This window comes from Methanomethylovorans hollandica DSM 15978 (assembly GCF_000328665.1).
Taxonomy (GTDB): Archaea; Halobacteriota; Methanosarcinia; order Methanosarcinales; family Methanosarcinaceae; genus Methanomethylovorans; species Methanomethylovorans hollandica.
This window is the reverse complement of sequence record NC_019972.1, coordinates 53,867-72,861: the sequence shown is the minus strand read 5'-3', so window position 1 is coordinate 72,861 and position 18,995 is coordinate 53,867. Positions and strand designations below refer to the sequence as shown.

Genomic DNA, 18,995 nt, shown 5'->3' with positions numbered 1-18,995 from the left:
TTTGTTTTAATGTATGGATTAGCAGTTATTGTACTTAAAAAAAAACATGTTATTGAAAAGTACAATATGTCATGGTTTGGACCATTCATAATGCTAAGAACAACAAAAGGCCTGTTTGTCTTTGATAAATTAGCAAAGCCAAAAAAAGCATGGAAAGCTCTGGGAAACTTGGGGACAATTCTGCTCTTTCTGGGAATGATAGGAATCGTATATTTTATGTTTATTTCCGTAAAGGGTTTCCTCACTACAATTGATATTAATGGAATGCCAGAGCCGGATAAGTTCATTGCGCCCAGAAACATATTCCTGATACCTGGAGTAAATGAATTCCTTCCTGCGATCTGGGGTTGGATCGCATTCGTACTTTCAGTTGGTCTGCATGAACTTGGCCATGCAGTAATGTCAAGAGTTGAAAAAGTTAAAGTTAACTCAATGGGAATCCTTCTTGCAATATTCCCTGTCGGTGGTTTCGCAGAGCCGGATAATGAGGAGATTATAAAAGTAGAGAAAAAATCAAGGGTAAGAATACTTGTTGCTGGTGTAACAATGAATTTCTTACTAGCTTTTGTATGCTTCTCCCTTTTATTTGGACCTGTACTTGGAGCAATAGAACCAGTTGGTGAGACTATCATTACTGGTATCGATGAAAATGGACCAGCCATATCAGCTGGAATTCAGAATGACACGATCATTGTTGGAGTAAATGGGAACGATGTTAATACTATCCGTGATTTTGTAAAGTATACGGATAGAACAAAACCGGGAGATACCATTACAATAACCGGTATCAAAGACGGAGTACAAAAAGAATATACGATATCGACAAAAAGTACGTATCCTGATGTCTTTAAGGGAGTCGAGATACAAGCAATAGTAACGGATTCACCTGCAGAGAAAGCAGGACTTGTTTATGGAATGTTCATTACATCCATAGACAATATCAAGATCGAAAACCCTGGACAATTCATTGATTTCATGGATACAACAACGCCTGGACAGACTGTACTTGTAACTGCTGTATATCCTGAAAACAACACAGTTATATCAAAAACATGTACTCTTGTAGAAAAAAAAGATGAATCAGATCAAAACTTAGAAAATGGTTACATTGGAATTTACTACAACTTCTTGAGTGGAACAAGCAGTACTCACCTGATGGGATTAAATGTTAGCACTTTTCAGGCAGGATCTTATATTTCTACTCTGAAAAGCATTCCATCAATGCTGACAACTAAATACGGATGGTTCTTGTTGTTAGCACTTCCAATATACGGTATTGATGGAGAGGGATTCAGTGGATTCAGTGGAGCTTTCCAGCAGTTCTTCCATGTAACATCCTGGGCTGAACCTTTTGGAGTACTTGTTTTCTGGTTAGCAAATGCTCTTCTTTGGACTGGATGGTTATCCTTCTACGTTGGCCTGTTCAACTGCCTACCGGCAAAGCCTCTGGATGGAGGACATGTTGCTGAAGAATATGTTCAATTTATATGTACCAGAATAACAAAGGACTCTATAAAATCAGAAATTATAGCCAGAAAAGTGCTGTTTGTTTTATCAACCCTTTTTATAGGAACCATGTTGTTTATGGTTGCAGGACCATACATGGTACATGGTTTTTGAAGATAGCATCATGGATGACATCTATTTTTCAAAAAAAAGAGAGAGTATTAGGTTCTTATTCTTTTGTAGAGGAGATACACTATTGATAACATCATCAATATCCACAAAGGAATGGATTTTGAGCTTGTTAATAATGAACCCATCGTATTTGGAGTAGTTTTAACATTAGTATCTATGAAAAGTTCATTCTGATCGTTCTTATGAGTTGGTTTTACTGTAATGTTTGTACCTTTTTCAAGTAATGCTCTTGTCTTTGCATAGCTTTTAAACTCATCACTATACCTACCAAAAACCACATTAGACCTCGAATTTTGTGTCAAATTGGAACTATAATATTCTACCATTTTTTCTAACATAGATGGTTCATATCCCTTGTAGAAATCATCTCCTACGAATATTTGCGGATATACTCTATCTTTAATGACAAAAGCATTCAGGAACGCAGTATTCATGCGATCAGCGTATATCTCATCTGTTATATTCCCAGATGAAACATTGAACAGGTAGAAATGTACATTTTCTCCCCATTTTCCAGAATTAATATGATTTACCAGATCAGCACAGGGCCCACAGAAAGAAGTATAAAACACATATATATTTAATCCAGTATTTCCTTGAACTACAACATCCTTGAGATAATTTTCTGAAAACCATTGCTTGGTGATTAATTCGGGTGCGGTAAATACCATATCGCCTTTAGTACCTGATGTTCCATTCTGATACTTTTTAATCAATTCTTCAATATCATTTCCGATTCCGTCTTTGTATCCTACTATGTAATCATTACCAATGAAAATAGCAGGAACTGAGCTTGCTTCGTTGATCATGTTATAAGCAATTCCAAAGTCTTGATATTGGCTATATCCTTGTTTGTTGTCAATCGTTATAAAATGGAGATCAACATTAGGATAACTCTGTATCTTTTCATAAAGGATCTTTTCTGTTATATTACATGGTGAGCACGTATCACTTTTAAAAAGATATATATTGATGCTGTTATTACTTGCACTAGAAATGTTAGCGGTTATAGTTAACGCTAACATACAAAACAAGATAGTATATACTATTCGCATTTTAATCCCGAACCTAAATTGGTTTTTATTGTATATTAAAATGATGGATATCAGCACCACAACCCTTAATATCAAAAGCTTCTGAATTAATAATTAAATAACAATAGATAGGATAGACAACGAAAATAACATACTATTGAGAATATTTATTTATACGATAATCACACAATTATACTGTAACTAATCTCACAGAAAATATGCACTAATTGGTTTGGTAAATACGAGGGGAAAAAGAAATGGATTTTGAAAACACAAAAGTCGTTGTTGAAAATATTGGCGGATTAAAACATATTGAAGCAGACATTATACCAGGACTAAATGTAATCGAACAGCCAAATGCATCTGGAAAGACATCATTCCTCAGAGCCTTTTCCCTTTTACTCACCCCATCTGGAAACAACAAAGATCTAGAATATATTCTTAGATCAATGTCTACAGAAGGATTCATATCAGTCACTGATCATAACGGCAATCAAATTAAAAAGACCATTAGCAGAAACAAGAACACAATTACAGTCGCTGGTGATGATCTAGTCACTCCTGAAATATCATTGCTTGTAAAAAGATTTGCAATTTGTGGACACGACAATGAAATATTATCAGCTGTAAGATTGGGACAGAACCTGAAATCCTTAATCGGAACTGACAATAACATTATTGAGAGATTAAAAGCTGAAATCCGGTATAAAGAAAGTAACTTAACAGCTCTCACAGAAGACCTAAACAAAGATGCAAATGCTCCACACCAAAAGATATCGACTGAAAAGAAAAGAGATGCTTTGCTAAAAGAACTATCTCAACTTGAAGAGAAGTATGCTGCTCTGAAAAAACAACATGATTCTATGGCTAGTGTTGGTAAAGAAACTGCTACTAAAGAAAAACTTAATGCAAAATCTACAGAACTGCAGCAAATTGAATTCAAAATAAACGATAGCAAAAAGATGATCAAAAACAAGAACGAACTTATAGAGAAGCTATCAAAGGAGATACAGTCACTTCGTAGAAGCATAGAACAGCTTGGGGAAGTTGATAAACGGGAAATAGACAAAATAAAAAAAGAAATGCAAAATATTGATTACAAAATTCAAAAGACCATATCTCAACAATCTACGCTTGATATGACAATACAAGCAACTAAGAATGTTGTCAGAGAACTTGAAGAAAGTCCTCAGACAAATACAATACTTGATTCTTTATCAGATGATAGCCATGTGTCCTGTCCGGTTTGCGGTCAAGATGCTGGAATTAGGATAATAAAAAAACATATTGATGAACTAATGGAAAAGAGAGCAAAAACACAAACAACGATATCAAAACTCGAAAGTGATAAGGCCGTTCTTTCAAAGAAACAAGATATACTAATCCAAAAAGGGTCAGAGATAACCACTGCAATTTCAGTAATTAAATCAAAGGAAGCTACAATTAACAACGAAAATGGTAATATCAGCTTAATAAGCCAAGCTATCGAAAAGTTAGAAGATAGCAAAGAAAAACTTAACGCTGAGATAAAAGAGCTATCCAAGAGTATTAACGATAAAGTTGTCAACATTACTATAGAAATTGCCAAGATAAAAGAATCAATCGGGCAAAAGAAAACAGCTATTGAGAACTTTAATAATGAAATCAAATCATACGACGCAGTAATCCGTGGAATTGATAATAAAAGGTTATCAGTGGCGGAAATGAAAAAAGATGTAGAAAACACAAAGGCTGAGCTGCATAAGATCGAACTGAGGATACAGGAACAATTTAACCAGATAATACCGGAAGTATATAGTATCCTTGGATTTAGCAGCAACATTAGCCGCATATCACTTGAACAAAATTACGACTTAATGGTTTCAAGAAAAACAGATAAAGACAGCATATATCGTGATATGGATTCTATTAAAACTTTGAGTAAATCAGAACTTGAAGTAATTGGATTAGCAGTAATGATCAGTGGATATATAGTAAATAATCTCAAAGAATACTTCCCATATATTTTACTTGACGAACTTACTTTCCTAGATAATAAGAGACTGAAAGCTCTCATGGATTATATGGAGAAGATTGCAGTTTCGATTATACTGACAAAACTCCCACCAGAAACTGAAAAAATAGGTCAGAGGCGGATAGATATAGCTTCAGATGCACTCACTTAATTTGGAGGTGACGAATATGAACCAGAAAAAAAATATATCTAAAAAAACCGATTGTGTTATATGTAATATATTAAGGACGGGTTTATTAGATGAAGAAAGTACTAATGAGTGGTTAATTGATAATTATTCCGGGAAGAATTCTGAAGCTTTAAGCATTACCAGTTTAACAAATTGGTTCAACGAACATCTCTTGCAGCGACTCTACGTGAAACAACATCCAAATACAAATCCAACTTTTGATTTTACGACATTAAGAGAATATATCGAGAAAGTATATTCTGATAGGGACGATCAAATTGATCCAAAACTTTTCAGTCTTGGAAAATCCATAATTGAACATTTTCAGTTAGATCCTGTAGACCTCTCAACAAGACTCGTTTCTCGACACAATATGCAAAACCACCTAAAAAAATGCCTTCAAGTCGAAGAACCACAAAAAGAAAAACTGAACGATATTGCCATTTCTAAACTTCTACAAGCAGCAGATTTTTCTGCAAAAATATTGATTCCTCCACTTGAATTTGCTACAAATAATAACATTGCTCCTCCAAACATTCAATTTATCACTTATGCACGAACTGAAACCGGAGAAATGCTCCCCATAAAAGAATGGATAATGAGTCTCAAAAAGGAGCAGTAAATATGTTAGCACACTTGAAGATAATGTCTACGCTTGATATATTTTGTAATATGAATACAACTCGCATTGCAGAATTTGCAGATCTGACAAAAACAAAGATTGCAGAAGAACTGTCTGAACTCTCAGAAGCAGGTATCATTGCGGAGTCAACAAAATCAACAGATAAAATGAAATATTGGGAACTAACCGAAAAAGGAACGGAATTACTAAAATTCTACTCTGATATTTTAACTATTGATTTTAGAATTCGTGTCGATACTCTTCGAACTGATAAAAAAGAAAAATGTATTCAAATTCTCAGTGCATTAGAGAAATCAGAGAAATCCAGGACTGAATTATCTAATGAACTCGGAATCGTGAACAAAGAACTCGACCTTTTCTTGGTATTCCTTGAAAAGACTAACCAGATTCAAATAGATGTAGTCAATGAGACGTTATGTTATAAGCTAAAAGAAAGGGAAAATTAATATCTATAAGAATCATTAATAAAATAGGAGATTAAAAATGCGTGAGGCTGTTATATTACCAATTACACCCCCGGAACGTCTTTCGCATATCGATACATTTGTTGTTGACAGGATGAATATAGGAAATATACCAGCGAAAAGGCATGTACAAAGATCCTCTATAACTGAAGAACATTTTAATCAAATATACCATTTACAAATTATAAGGGATCTTAGAATTATCATCGATAACCCCGATGAAAAAAACGATCTCATTATAGGATTTGATATGTTCGAGCTCATGGAAGATACTGAACAAAACAAAATAGAATAAGTCGAAATCGTCTTATATCATATTTGTCAACTACCCCACCTGTCGCTACTCTCCGAGGAAGGGGGCTCCTGCTCTAATAGTTGAATTTTGAGGGCCATATTTTGGGCTTTTTCGAGAAGAAGGCAAACTTGGATCAATGTCCCTAGATGTTGTTTTTTTCTTCTGGAATAATTTCAGCAACCCAATCATATGATTAGTTTACGCGCCACTTCTGTGAACTACCACTCGGCTAAAGACCAAGTGGCTTCCTGTTTCATTCCTTGAACCATCGTTCACAAGTCCACAGGCTCTTCCCGTAGTTCCTACGGTGCTCAAAGACCTATTAGATTCTGGTCGATGAGAGCGAATTTCTTGATATTGATAGCAGCGTTGATGTCCCTGTCATGAGTTGTAGTACATTCTGGACATTGCCATTCTCTATCTTTCAATTGAAGTTCTTTGTTATGGTATCCGCAGACACTACATAGCTTTGAAGATGGTTCAAACTGTCCTATTCTCAGTACAGTTTTCCCTAACCATTCAGCCTTGTACTCTATTTTTGTCACAAAGCTCCCCCACGCTGAATCACTGATAGATTGTGCTAAGTTATGGTTCTTTACCATGCCATTAACATTCAGAGTTTCCAGTGCTATTGCTTGGTTTTCGCTAACAAGTTTAAAAGATAGTTTGTTCTGGAAATCATTTCTCTGATTTGCGATTTTGTCATGGAGTGCTGCAAGTCTCTGTTTAGCCTTTGTTCTATTGTTGGAACCCTTCTGCTTATTTGATACTCTCTTCTGGAGTACTTTGAGCCTCTTTAGAGAGTTCTTTAGATATTTTGGATTCTCAATCTTTTCACTGGTAGATAGTACAGCAAAATCCTTGATACCAACATCTATTCCAATCGTAGTGGAATCTGAGAACGCTTGCTTTACTGGGAGATCTTTTCCATCCTCGGTAAGAACGCTGATGTAGTAATGTCCTTTACAAGACCGTGATACTGTAGCTGTTTTAAGTTCACCTTCAAACATTCGGTGAAGTACTGCTTTGATTTCTCCAATCTTTGGCAGTTTCACAGTACTGTTCTCAAAGTTCACAGTGTAGTGCTGTGGGACTGGAAAAGATTGTATTGGATTCTTCTTTGATTTAAATCTGGGAAAACCGTTCTTTTCTCTAAAGAACCTAGTGAATGCAGATTCAACCTGTTTGGTCATTCCCTGCAATGATTGAGAATTGACCTCTCCCAACCATTCATTAGAAGCCTTCAAAGCAGGAATCATTTTGTTTAAGTCGAATCTGGAAACTGATTTTCCCGTCTGTTCGTATGTTTTAATCTTCTGGTCTAACGCCCAATTGTAGACAAACCTACAGCTACCTATGTGCTGATTCAATTGCACAGCTTGAGTGGGAGTAGGATAGAGTCTAAACTTGAACGCTTTTAACATACAAATGTATTATATGCTTTAACAACATATATAGCTTTTGGTAAATATGAAGTATGAAACAAAGAATCATAGCAAATTCCTGCTGATGTACCATGTTTGACATCTCTAAGGAATCCGATTTTGAAATTATGGAAATGGAAACGGACAAAGACGATATACACATGCTTATTAAGAGCCAGCCAAAAATCAGTGTACTGTCTATTATCAGAAGGCTGAAACAAGAATCTACCCACAGATTATGGAAAGCAAAAAGAGAATATCTACGTAAGCATTATTGGGGAGAAAACACATTATGGAGTGATGGGTACTTCGTATCCACCATCGGAAATGTTAGCAAGGAAGCTACAGAATACTACATTCGGAATCAGGGATGAGTGTACGCTTATATCCCCTTAGCTAAAGACTCAGGGGTTTTACGCTGCTTTCTATAAAAAGTTATTTCATCAATTGTTTTGTAAAAAACGTTGGAATCGGGTATCCTTTTGTTTTGAGCTGATACCTGACATGTCAATTTATAGATTGGGCTTGGATTCTTTCATTGTATATAAAGCAAGTGTTTCATCTATTTTCTGAATTCTCGGTTCAAATAGAGGATCCTTGAATATTTCCCGTAGTTTATTCATGCAGTCTGCCCTCTGTTTTAACTGTTTTTCGGGAGTAATATCTGGTTGATATTTTGAATTCAAGAACTGTCTTGTTAAAGCAACACATAGAGATGAAAATGTTTGATCTCGTTCTTCTTGAGGTATGTAATCTATCAACCGGGGATAATCTCCTGAATAAGAATGCAAATGCGTTCTATATATTTTGATACTGCCTTCTTTTTGTTGGGCCTCAGATAAACCCGAGTTGGGAGCAAGTGGAGATGGGAGAACAATATCATTTGAAGTTACAATGACCATCATTCCTATTTTCAATTTATTAAGATTGTCCTCATCAAGTATTGTTACTGCATCATCCCATGTTAATGGAGTTGTATTAATAATTCTAATGAAATTCTGGATTTTTTCTATACTCTTAGTAGGTTTCGCTGGTTTAGTACCCGTCATGAAATCACCTTTTTACAAATTCGCTATTTTATTTGCCATAGCCAATTCATGAAACTCAGATTCTGGTTCAGCTTGGTCATATTCAGATATCTTTCTTATGATATCTTCTATGGAGTCTGGTTTATATTCTTTAATTGTCTCTAATAGGCCTGAATAAATTTTTCTCTTACCCAGTAATAGTAATTGGTTCCAGTCAGTAGTCTTTCTGGTTCTATACATATCCACTTGAGCATCAAATATATCGCTGAATAGTTCAATTTCACGCTGGAAATGTGGGATTTGTCCTTTTGCAATGTGTCCAAATAATCCGAATTCTTTGTAAATATTAATACAATTCAGAAGAGATAGCCATAATTTCTCATATACTTCCATTTCAGATGGTAGTTCCCAATGTTTCACCGTATCAACACTGTAGAGTATTTCCTTAAATTTATATGAATTATAAATCTCCTTGAAGTTTTCAGCATTGAATCTATGGATATCATGATCACTATCCCATTTAAACAAATCCAATGTTAGAGGAAGATTAGTGGATGGATCCTTTTTGTCAATCACCCACTCAACCGCAACCACTCTATACTTATATCCTTCTGTTGAAAGAATACGCCTTGATGCAATAACGGTCTGGAAAATGTACATTTTCGTCGATGGATCAAGTGTTCCTGTACTTCTAAGTTCGTCTCCACAGCGAACTAGCATTTTTTCAATGTTAGCTGCATGATAAGTTACACTTCCTGCTTTACCAGCAACCCATGTATGAACCCATGCATGTGTATCATCTGGCGACAATACCTCTGTTATTTGGTCTGCATCGCTCTTAGTACGTAGAGCTTTCGCAATAAGAGTTGACCGGGACTGCCCGATCTTCTCTTCACCTGGTCGATCTGCATATAAAGTAAGATTTTGGAAACCAGATCCACCCATATCCAATTCAACAATATCACCAATAGTAATCAGAGTACTATCTTTAGGAACCTTGGTATCTACAATCAATTGGACAGTAGTCTTTCCAGATCCAACATCGCCTACATAAATCATATTGCATTTGTTTCGCCTTTTCATCATTGTACAATATGCTAACATTGCAGGAGACATTGTCCCAAATAATATGAGCTCTGAACCACTTAGTTGCATATGACGATGTTTTCTAATAATAAACGCATGGTTTTCAACTAATGGCTTTTTGAAAAGTGTTAGACGCATCTTTCCAAAGTGTATATCATCTTTTTCAGGATCAATTACAACCTCAAGAACCCTATTCCAGAAGTCAGCTTCCCTGACATTCACAGTTAACATCCGAATGAATCTATTGAATTCTTCTTCAGATGGAACCATGTTTGTTCTGCACTTGCCGTCCTGATATGTTTCCACTACTACATGCCGCCCAGATACAGCAAATATCTCATTTACGTTATCATCACTTAGGAATATCTCCCATATTCCCCATCCAACAGTTAGTTCAACTATTTTGCTTTCAATTATTTCTTTTTCTTCCTTAGTAATCAGATTTTCATCAATTCCAAGTTCATTAATAACAGATGAAATCGATTGTCTAACTTTTGATTTGATAAAATTTCTCGCTGCAGTTGAACGGATCATGTAATTCCAAACACGTTTTGTGTCTGGATCATTTACAATAAAACTCTGTAACTTTGATATTATCTGATTAACATGGTCTGGCAACTCCATCGAAATTGCATATACTTTTTGCCTACGTATGAAGTCTGTACCTGATACTGGGAACATATCATCTAAATCGGGTATATCGGTTTTTCCAACAGAAAAGGGATCTTGTGCTATTCTAATAGTATAGCCATTTACATTTCTTTCGGATATCGTGATTAGATGATTAGAGTCCGTTAAGTGAGTATAATCGCTTCTTTTACTTTCAATTATTGGAACATAGTATTCGATTTTATAATCAGTTGTTGCATCTACAAACTGACTCCACTCAGGATAATTAACAGGAAATTCTCTTTCGACCAATGTAATAAAATCCATTAATGGAACTGAACATGAAGGGCAGAGGTCTCCTGCAAATGCTTTATAGAACTCTCTATTCTTATAAAGTACACCGGGATCGGAAATAATCATCGTTTTCAGTGTAATAAATAATTTATCCAGAAATTCATAGCAAACCTGACAGGAAATACTCGTTGATTCTTGAACTGGCTCAATTTTTATTTTCTTGTAGATCTTTACCAATTCATATATCCTTTTCATCTGGTCACTATGATATGATCTTTGTTCCTTCTTCCCACGAATTACCAAAGACCTAAAACTAGAGTTTGTACTCAGTTCCTTCGAAATGAAGTGAGCACAAGCTAATTCTTCTAGTCCGCACTTTGTTTTAGGACACATTTCACATGTGACCTCTATTGTTTCAACTTTTTCTCCTTGGACAATATCCGTAGGCATAATAAATTGACATGGAGTCTTTTTTATCTGTTCTATATCCAAAAGATTGCGAGGAATTGGAGAATAGATTATTGAATTGTTTTCGGACATATTTTCTACCTCATATCAGTGTTTTATAATAACATATGACAATGGTTCATCAGGATCACATGTTGCATGGTTTATCCAACTCATGCCATAATTCCCATTACACGTTGCAAGAGAAGAATCTGGTTCTCTTCTCCCTTCCATAGTTAGGAATATCTGGTACTGGTGAGCAGTTAGTGTGTTCATCTCGATTGTATCCGTCAAAAAAGACATTGTTTCTTCTTGGACAGTGTTTTCAAAGTTATTTTGATAGCCTGAAATTGAAGTTGATTCATATTTCCCAATTTCATAATTGACACCAAGATCAGGCCATAGTGCAATTGTTGTTGGTACAGCGATTTGTCGAGCCTGGACTGTAAGTATATCGACTCGAACATCTTGCATATAAGAGTCTGGAGATGGAACAGACAATACTGCTATTGCAATTATAGATAGCATTGTGACACTTAATAATGCATCTATTGTTGGAGTATAATCACTGAATATATAACGGCTCTTTTTCTGAAACATTTATTCAACTCCACTGTTCAGTTACGTTGTTTAAATATGATCTAACATCATAGAATGTAACTCTAGATGAAACTTCAACAACGTGTAACTCTGCTGCTGTTGCATCCGACACAGTTGTATCTCCTTCAGTAATTATTACTGGAATTGTGTAATGAATCTCTGCATTCTTTGTAACAGCCGGAGTTAGTGAAAAAGGAACTGTTGGAACTGCCGGTATGGAGAGAACAACATCAAGATCCCCTGTTTCTCCTGAAGTAGTAAACACCATATTAATCCAGTCTAGTGCTCGATCTAACAGATCCATAATCTGTTGTGCAGCAGCAGACATAAAATTCCTAAGTGCTAAAAATGCATTATAACGTAGAGAATGAATACCTGATACATGATCCGACCAATCACATCTTGTTGATGATACATTATAGGTAATACTTTGTGTAACGGTACTTAATTCTTCATGTTCTGGATCATTGAGCATGAAAGAAACACTACCAGCATATATATTGAAGGCTCCATCGTTCACTTCATTAATTCGTTGAATATAATCATACTCTCCATTCCCGTCAAAATCATACATACTTACCATATAAAAAGGATTGATATTGTAATTGTCTTCAGCTAAAGTCCCATCACAATATGATGTATAATGAGTAGTAAGATAATCTGCAACTGAAGCTGTATCAAGCGTAGCAGCTGCTTGCTGGAAACCTGCTTTTTCTCCAGTAAGCAATAGTACCACAAAAACTGCTGTTGAGGATGAAATAATAATTCCTACACACATCAGAGCAACCATATAGGCAATCGTTCTCATGTTTCACCTTAATCAACTACATGTTCAAAATCAATTATCTCACCAAATGGACTCAATACTTCTTCTGGATAATCTCTGACTTCAGCAGACTGATACAGGCCTGTCCAGCGAACATTATAGAAATAAACTACTTTTACTTCCCCGGTATGAATCACTCCTGATTCAGGGAAGAAATTGTCTATTGGCAGTCCATATGGGAACATCATTTCTGATTGATCCTCTGTAAAGCCTATTCCATTTATTTTAATTCTATATCCGTTCGCTCTTGTATCTCCGCCTACACTAATTCCTCCCGAAAAACGATCAAATTCAAGATCTGCATGATTAATTCCAACAAGCTTTGGCATTGCAATGATAGCTGCAGTTCTTGTTAATCCTCCAGAAAGCATAGATTTAGATGCGAAGTTAGCATTTGCAGCACCCTGTGTCATTCCAATGGGAACTGACATAGATATTTCTATTGCACCTACGAAAAGGATAACTACTGCTACTATCACTAAATACATTGTAAACGATACGGAATGCCTATTGATTTCCTCGAGCATCTAAGCTCCTCCGATTGATAATTAAACTGCAGTTACTTCCATGGAAACAATTGGATATACATAACCATCGCCTGAATGGAGATATTTTTGTGTTCCATCAAGAATAATATCAAACTCTTCTGATTCATCACCATACGTATTATCGATAATAGTAGTAAACGCAGGGGACGAAATCTGAGTATGAGATACTGTTGTTTTCTCTACAAAAATTGTTTGGAAAACACTTGCTGTTCCTCTTGTAACAGGACCCATTACATACCCCAATTGATTGTATCTTCTTGAGCCTTCAATTAAAGTATTAAATACAAGCCATTCCATGCTTCTCTGAGAACTAACTTTTACACCTACAACGGTACCATATGATGGAAGCGATATATCATCATTATAAACGCTTATGTAAGAATATGGCGGTACTGTCATAGACATTTCAACATACCCATCAATTGCAGCAGCGGTATTTATGTTAGTCGCAAGTGTTTCTACGTCATATTGCAACATATACCATTCTCCTGCAGACATTTGATTCGCACTGTAATAATAACCTGCCAGACCAAAAGCAGCAATTATCATTAATAGGTCACATGCAAGCATCACAGCACTTTTTAACATGATCTTGTACCTCAGGTTGTCATTATTGTATTCAAGGCATTGGACAATGAATCTCCTACATTTCCAATTTGAGTTGATAATGTACCATATGCAACTGTAGATGAATCTAATATCACATTATACGCAGAACAGGCAACAGCAATCATTATTATTGGAAAAGCCAATGAAATCAGTTCATTGTATATTGAAATTATAGAAAAGTATTTAGCTTTTTTATTAAACATAATTTCACCATCCAGCAGGTTTTGGATAGAAAACAGCCAGAATTTCATGTGCTGCTGTTCGAGCAGTATCTTCAAAAGGATTTATCGAAATTCCACAGATAGTTATGTCTGGTCCAAAAGGATTAACTATCGAGTATGCTTGTAACGCCATGCTATAAGCTACAAGATCATAGACATAATTAATCATAAACATCAATGTTATCGCCAAGAGAGCATACTTAGTCATTGTGTCAAAAATCCAGTCTGCTGCCGTTGTAATCATATTATCGCACCCAGAATGAATTTAAGCGTTTTTTGCATAGCACTGGACATATATAGCCATCCCATTATAGGAATAGTTTCCATGATTCTCATAGCTATTGCACTAAAAAACGCCAGATTAATTAGATCCTCTTGAATTGCTACTAATAGCCTTGTAGACTGTTTAATAGTCATAAAAACCTCGCAAATCTTTTTATGCTTGTTTGTTATATATAGTTATGCTTACTTTCTGCTTTAATAAAGAGTCCGTGCACGGGAGGAACAATGCATACTCAAAGAAATCTATCGATAGTTGTTGGAGCCGCTGTAGGAATAATTATATACATATTATTTACTTTTTTGCATACGGATGGTCTTTTACAATTTTATGCTTCTCTTAGGTTTGGTGCAATCTTCTTGATTATTCTTTCTTGTTTGATCGCAGGTAGATTCTTTATTTTAATCCAGGTACTAACCATTATATACGAAAAAATCCGGTATACTGGAAATCGTCCCCATCGAGAAATCCAAGTTGCAAACGATGAATCTCTGTTTTTAGCAATAACAATTCCTGTTCTTATTACTCTAACAACTATCCTTCTTGTTGGGTTCTCTGAAAGATTGATTTATAGTCTGCTTGCAGCAACACTGGTAGTAAGGGTCTTAAAAATGACTCTTATGTCAATAACTGGATACAAATGCCGATTCTTGTATCCAATATCCTTCAAATCCTATTATATGGTAAACATTTTTCCAGAGCCCGAATTGAATGCTTATTGGAGGCCAATTGAGGTATTTGCTTTTGGAGCCATTATTACAATACTACTAGTCACAATACCCATATTCCAGAACATCACAATTAGATTTTTTACATTCGCTGATCCAGCACTAAGGAGTTTAGGAATATGAACAAAATACTACCATGAATTTAACCATTAAGCTTTGAAAAACGTAATCAAAATGTAATTATAATCGGAGGAGAAAATGCTAGGAAAAATAAGAAACAAAATTCGTCTTTCAAATTTTCGTGTACTTTTGACACTAAATTCCCCCACTAACGAAGTTGTTATTAGAGAAGTGCCTTCAGATCTCAATAAAATTGCCTTCACGTCACAGCTATTATCCCAGCTGGACAAAGCAATATTAAGAATGAATTTTCACGAAAATACCCTGGGAATTGTAACGTTCTCAAAATCGGATGCAGATAACATCGATAATTTGATGGTTAGACATAACATTGAATTTGAGAGACTTGATTACATACCACCTATCAACAATAACGCCGTTGTTATTAAATCATCTCCTCAATTCCAATTTACTAACTTCAATGGTTTAGTGAAAATCAATCAGGAAGAAATGGATGAAACCAGAACGGAATTTATCCAGCAATCTATAACCATCATATTAGAACAGTTCAGCCAGCTGGACATACCCGTAGACTTCATGATCAGAATGAGGAAAATCACAGATGAAGAATTATCTGATGTTCGTTCTAGTCTCGATCAGAGATACAGAATATTCAGAAAGGATGCAAGTTATACCCACATGACACAAGCTGAAGGCGTGATGCTAGAACATAGAATAAGTACAGAGGTTGTACGGTTTGAATCTGTTGGGATATCAACACTTTTACAGAACCAGGAAGAAGACCTCATGCATGCTCGTGAAGTGTTTGCTTTTGAAATAATTGTTTTTGCACACGAGCAATCTTTGAAAGATGTCGAATCAATACTTCAAACCTTGCCAAATGTACTTATGAAAAAAGAATATGATCTCGATGGTAAAGCACGGGTTGAAGACTATATTACATATGGAATGCTATCCGATGGAACGTATCCGGTTGCATCTGTTAATGTTCTTTCAAAATACTTGAATTTTGAAGGAGGGAGCCTTGTACATATAAAGGAATCAGTTGTCTTTAAAATACCTACAAAACAAGTTTTCCTTCCTGATCCCAGAAAAGCAAATATTCTTATTGGAAGAGTTGAAAAAGCCCATCACTATGCTGTCCTTAAAGTCGCAAACGAGCATTGTTTCATAACTGGAGCAACTGGTAGTGGTAAAACAAACGCTGAATTTGTAATTATGGAACAGCTGATAAGACAAGGTATAAAAGTCCTTGTAATAGAACCAACAAAGGGAGAATGGTTCAATCTTGCTGGTCTTTTTGATTTATCTGCTCATGGTATTTTCGTACCATCTCCCGAAATAATATGTTTAGGTAATCCTGAAACAGCTGTAGGTCTTCTATTCAATCCATTTACGGTTCCAACTAAAGTATCTACAGACTCGCATATACAACTTATTGGAAATGCTTTTGCAGTTGCTTTTGGAGACTCACTTACACCACCACAATATTCAATCCTTTCGACGTGCATATACCAATTATATGAACAATATGTCAATCCTTCTTTTACAGACCTAATCGAAATAATCGACCAATATGATGATCCAAGACAACAGAAAGGAATGGGATTAAAAGAAGTAAAGGAAGCTCTCGTTAGAAAGATGATTCCTTTTACAAATGGAAGTATTGGTCATTGTTTCAATGTTCAAAATGGAATTACTCCACAGGAACTTCTTAACAACAATGTTGTGATAAATCTTGCATGGCTAAAAGACGAGAAAATGAAAAGTTTCATTGTAGCTTCTATGCTAAGCTCATGTGCCGGATACCTTGAGAAAAATGGAACAAGTATAGGAGAAATGAGACATAAGATAGTCATTGAAGAAGCACATCGAATATTCCCTGCAATACATCCAAGTAAAATGGACAGTCCTGCAGGAGGAGCCGTAAAAGTAATTTCAGAGCTTCTAAAAGAAGTACGTGCCAGTGATGTGTCGGTAGACATATGCGACCAGTCTCCGGGAGCAGTATATAGAGATGCAATCCTGAACACAGCAATTAAACTAGCTTTCCGAACTGCAGATGGTGCTGATAAAAGAGTACTCGAAGATAGTATGATGCTGCAAGAAGAACAGGCAGATATCATGCCAAGTATGATGCCAGGAAGATGTTTTGTTCATGCACCAAATACGTTTCCTGATCCATTTATAGTTAAATTCAGTCGTATTGACGAGATATATAAACAGAAACTAGTCGAAAATGGTATCCGGAACCCAATTCCTATAGATCCAAATGTTAGAAACCTTGCCGGAAAAACAATTACAGACGAGAGAATATATGACGTTGCTGCAAAGTTCTACCGAAACCTGGGGATAGTATGGAGACCATATACAGGCGAAGAGTTCGCTTCAAAGCGTATGCAGTTACGTAAAGAAAAGGAAATTGAAAAATTAATCGAAGAAAGAAATCAGGAATCAATGCAGCAGCCATCTAAATCAATGGAACAGAAAGAGAACATTAATTTACCAGCAACGAATTTAGATGATATTCTTATATACATGAAGTATACAAAATTCTGTCCTGAAATCCCTGATAAAAAAGCAATTATTCTAGCTGTTATGAAAAACCATGCACGTTTTTCATGTAAAAGTCAGTTCTACTGTGCTGAGAATATTGCAACAAGTGTATCAAATGAATGTGAAATGATTGCACCTGATATAATAGGGAGATTTTTCCTAAAACTAATAGACTGTGGAGTTCTGAAACACACAGTTTCACAAGGACATGGTGCAGTATATGTGATCGAAGGATTTGATGTCTCAACTGTAGGATTATCTCAAAAGGATGTAAAATGGTATATCCCGGAAAATAATGTTGATACAAAAACAGATTCAAGGGAAATACAAGCAGTTGACGTTGGATCTCTAGAGAACACCGAAGAAGGGGATATCAATAGTATTCATTGGATCAGTGGAACAAACAATAACCAGCAAATTCTATATGTTTATGTTAAATCAGTGACATCCCAGTTACTATCTGAAATATACTTTGCAGCCTGTAATGCCGGAGAAAATGCACAAATTGATACCATTTACGTTACAGGCAAAAGAGAAGTGATTGACACAATCCAGAACGATATTCCAAATTCTATGGCTAGTAGTAAGGACCTTGATTTCCTCAAATTCCTAACTGCTATAAAATTAAAAGTTGATGAATCAGCTGATCCCTGAGCTAAAAACTCAGGAATCTTTATTATTAGTAACAAAAACGAACACGTAATTATATTAATATTTGAAGGCATTGCCATAGTAGCACCAAAATATTAATATGTAGAAATGCACAATTGAACTAGACAGTAACAGGATTTGAGAAACATGGAAACTAATTACATGTGCCAAAAAATAGTGGATACGGTACTCGAGCCAATCTGTAGTCGTGGGATTATTCAAATGTTCCATGGTAATCAAATAGACGTAAAGGTCTTGGATGAGCCAAAGAATACTTTAAGAACATTTTATAATTGAGCCTATTTCAAAACTTCTCTCACACCTTTTTCCAACACAACATAAAGCATGCAATATCTAATAATCCTTTGAAAACCACATTAAGCCTTTCATATCTACTTGCCAGTTTTCTAAATCCCATCTTCAACCATGCAAAGAATCGTTCTATAGTTCCTCTGTAATGATATGTTTCCTCATCAAATCGAGTAGGTCTTCCTTTTTTCTTTCTTTTACTGTTCCTTGTATTGATCGGTATGTTGCTTTTGATAGCTCTGGACCTTAAATACTGCCTGATCTCTGCATCGTCGTATGCAGCATCTGCCAGAACTTCAAGAGGTCTTGTTCTTGGTCTTCCATGGGTATTGACCTTAATATTCTCCATAACTTCAATGAAGTACTGTCTGTCGTGCTCTTTTCCAGAAGATATTTGGATTGTAAGAGGAAAACCTTCACAACTTACACATGCATGAATCT

At 35.6% G+C, this 18,995-nt stretch carries 18 protein-coding genes and 1 pseudogene; 8 read left to right on the top strand and 11 right to left on the bottom strand.

Going from position 1 to position 18,995, the window contains the following annotated elements:
• Positions 1–9: 9 nt before the first annotated feature.
• Positions 10–1,620 carry a site-2 protease family protein gene (locus METHO_RS12140; RefSeq protein ID WP_048831359.1) on the top strand — a complete coding sequence of 537 codons (1,611 nt, stop codon included), beginning with the start codon at positions 10–12 and terminating at the stop codon, positions 1,618–1,620.
• 47 nt (positions 1,621–1,667) lie between these two features.
• Here METHO_RS12140 and METHO_RS12135 read toward each other — a convergent pair whose 3' ends face one another.
• On the bottom strand, positions 1,668–2,447 hold the full coding sequence (locus METHO_RS12135) for a hypothetical protein (RefSeq protein WP_048831357.1): 780 nt from the start codon (positions 2,445–2,447) through the stop codon (positions 1,668–1,670).
• 482 nt (positions 2,448–2,929) lie between these two features.
• Here METHO_RS12135 and METHO_RS12130 point away from each other — a divergent pair, with 482 nt between their 5' ends.
• The 4 genes from METHO_RS12130 to METHO_RS12115 are packed head-to-tail and all read left to right on the top strand — an operon-like array spanning position 2,930 to position 6,257.
• Complete coding sequence (locus METHO_RS12130; RefSeq protein ID WP_015313802.1) at positions 2,930–4,837, top strand: archaea-specific SMC-related protein; 1,908 nt, start codon at positions 2,930–2,932, stop codon at positions 4,835–4,837.
• Positions 4,838–4,853: 16 nt separating this feature from the next.
• Entirely contained in the window at positions 4,854–5,477 is a 624-nt protein-coding gene (locus tag METHO_RS12125; protein ID WP_015313801.1) for a hypothetical protein, read from the top strand.
• The gene (locus METHO_RS12120) at positions 5,447–5,944 is read left to right on the top strand and encodes a hypothetical protein (RefSeq protein ID WP_048831355.1); all 498 of its coding nucleotides are present in this window, start codon (positions 5,447–5,449) and stop codon (positions 5,942–5,944) included. Before METHO_RS12125 ends, METHO_RS12120 begins: the two co-directional genes overlap by 31 nt.
• Positions 5,945–5,981: 37 nt before the next feature.
• Complete coding sequence (locus METHO_RS12115) at positions 5,982–6,257, top strand: hypothetical protein (protein WP_015313799.1); 276 nt, start codon at positions 5,982–5,984, stop codon at positions 6,255–6,257.
• A 311-nt stretch (positions 6,258–6,568) separates the two neighbouring features.
• On the opposite strand, the gene tnpB is transcribed toward METHO_RS12115, so the two are convergent.
• Positions 6,569–7,681 carry an IS200/IS605 family element RNA-guided endonuclease TnpB gene (gene tnpB / locus METHO_RS12110; RefSeq protein WP_015313798.1) on the bottom strand — a complete coding sequence of 371 codons (1,113 nt, stop codon included), beginning with the start codon at positions 7,679–7,681 and terminating at the stop codon, positions 6,569–6,571.
• A gap of 46 nt (positions 7,682–7,727) precedes the next feature.
• On the opposite strand from tnpB, the pseudogene tnpA reads away from it, so the two are divergent.
• A pseudogene (gene tnpA, locus METHO_RS12105) lies at positions 7,728–8,055 on the top strand (IS200/IS605 family transposase).
• A 138-nt stretch (positions 8,056–8,193) separates the two neighbouring features.
• Here the strand turns inward: tnpA and METHO_RS12100 are convergent.
• From METHO_RS12100 to METHO_RS12065, 8 genes are read right to left on the bottom strand one after another with little or no spacing between them, the layout of a single operon-like run.
• Positions 8,194–8,730, bottom strand: a complete 537-nt coding sequence (locus METHO_RS12100; protein ID WP_015313796.1) for a hypothetical protein — start codon at positions 8,728–8,730, stop codon at positions 8,194–8,196.
• A 12-nt stretch (positions 8,731–8,742) separates the two neighbouring features.
• Positions 8,743–11,238 carry an ATPase, T2SS/T4P/T4SS family gene (locus METHO_RS12095; protein WP_015313795.1) on the bottom strand — a complete coding sequence of 832 codons (2,496 nt, stop codon included), beginning with the start codon at positions 11,236–11,238 and terminating at the stop codon, positions 8,743–8,745.
• A 15-nt stretch (positions 11,239–11,253) separates the two neighbouring features.
• On the bottom strand, positions 11,254–11,745 hold the full coding sequence (locus tag METHO_RS12090; protein ID WP_015313794.1) for a hypothetical protein: 492 nt from the start codon (positions 11,743–11,745) through the stop codon (positions 11,254–11,256).
• 4 nt (positions 11,746–11,749) lie between these two features.
• Positions 11,750–12,553, bottom strand: coding sequence for a hypothetical protein (locus METHO_RS12085; protein WP_015313793.1), 804 nt, complete (start codon positions 12,551–12,553; stop codon positions 11,750–11,752).
• Between the two features lie 8 nt (positions 12,554–12,561).
• Entirely contained in the window at positions 12,562–13,098 is a 537-nt protein-coding gene (locus METHO_RS12080; RefSeq protein WP_015313792.1) for a hypothetical protein, read from the bottom strand.
• A 21-nt stretch (positions 13,099–13,119) separates the two neighbouring features.
• Positions 13,120–13,707, bottom strand: a complete 588-nt coding sequence (locus METHO_RS12075) for a hypothetical protein (RefSeq protein ID WP_015313791.1) — start codon at positions 13,705–13,707, stop codon at positions 13,120–13,122.
• A gap of 11 nt (positions 13,708–13,718) precedes the next feature.
• A complete protein-coding gene (locus tag METHO_RS12070; RefSeq protein WP_048831353.1) occupies positions 13,719–13,931 on the bottom strand; it encodes a hypothetical protein in 213 nt (70 codons plus the stop codon).
• Positions 13,932–13,935: 4 nt separating this feature from the next.
• Positions 13,936–14,193 (bottom strand): hypothetical protein, encoded by a 258-nt coding sequence (locus METHO_RS12065; RefSeq protein ID WP_015313789.1) that lies wholly within the window; start codon positions 14,191–14,193, stop codon positions 13,936–13,938.
• Positions 14,194–14,456: 263 nt separating this feature from the next.
• Between METHO_RS12065 and METHO_RS12060 the strand changes: the two genes are divergently transcribed.
• Both METHO_RS12060 and METHO_RS12055 read left to right on the top strand, forming a co-directional pair.
• Positions 14,457–15,080 carry a hypothetical protein gene (locus METHO_RS12060; RefSeq protein ID WP_015313787.1) on the top strand — a complete coding sequence of 208 codons (624 nt, stop codon included), beginning with the start codon at positions 14,457–14,459 and terminating at the stop codon, positions 15,078–15,080.
• 75 nt (positions 15,081–15,155) lie between these two features.
• Positions 15,156–18,248 carry an ATP-binding protein gene (locus METHO_RS12055; RefSeq protein ID WP_015313786.1) on the top strand — a complete coding sequence of 1,031 codons (3,093 nt, stop codon included), beginning with the start codon at positions 15,156–15,158 and terminating at the stop codon, positions 18,246–18,248.
• Between the two features lie 313 nt (positions 18,249–18,561).
• Here METHO_RS12055 and METHO_RS12050 read toward each other — a convergent pair whose 3' ends face one another.
• Complete coding sequence (locus METHO_RS12050) at positions 18,562–18,993, bottom strand: transposase (RefSeq protein WP_245546356.1); 432 nt, start codon at positions 18,991–18,993, stop codon at positions 18,562–18,564.
• Between the last annotated feature and the right edge of the window lie 2 nt (positions 18,994–18,995).